This window comes from Dankookia sp. GCM10030260 (genome assembly GCF_042666655.1).
GTDB lineage: Bacteria > Pseudomonadota > Alphaproteobacteria > Acetobacterales > Acetobacteraceae > Paracraurococcus.
In genome coordinates this window covers 1-500 of record NZ_JBHTDE010000102.1, presented here as the reverse complement: position 1 = coordinate 500, position 500 = coordinate 1, and the positions used below count along the sequence as shown (strand labels likewise).

Here is a 500-nt window from a genome sequence, read left to right as displayed (position 1 = left end):
CTGTATTTCCGCGGCGTGGCGACGCCCACCGGGCAGCACTGGCATGTGTCCGTGACGGTCGCTCGCGGGGTGCGGCCGGGCAAGCGCGTCGTTCTCGTGAGCGGCGTGCATGGCGATGAGATGAGTTCGGTCCATGCCGTCCAGGCGGTGATGAGCCAGCTCGACCCGGCCGCGATGTCGGGAACGGTGATGGCGGTCACGGACGTGTCCCGCCCGGCATTGGAGAGCATGCAGCGCCGTTGGCCCAATTCCGGCCGGGGCATCGATCTGATCGACATGAACCGCGAATGGCCGGGCAACGAGAACGGCCTCACGGCGGCCAGCCGGCACGCGGGCCTGGTGTTCAACCGCCTGCTACGCCCCAACGCCGACTACGCGATCGACTTCCACACGGGAACGACCGGCTTCGAGGTCACGGCATTCAATATCGGGGAAATGGGCGTACCGGCCGTCCGGACCATGCTGGAGCTGTATCCCGTCGGCCAGATCTTTGACAATCC

Annotated in this window: 1 protein-coding gene; it reads left to right on the top strand. The window is 66.6% G+C overall.

Annotated elements, in window-relative coordinates:
• Window positions 1-15 precede the first annotated feature (15 nt).
• Window positions 16-500: succinylglutamate desuccinylase/aspartoacylase family protein (locus ACFQS7_RS31040; protein ID WP_380071000.1), on the top strand; the 485-nt coding region annotated here is incomplete at its 3' end.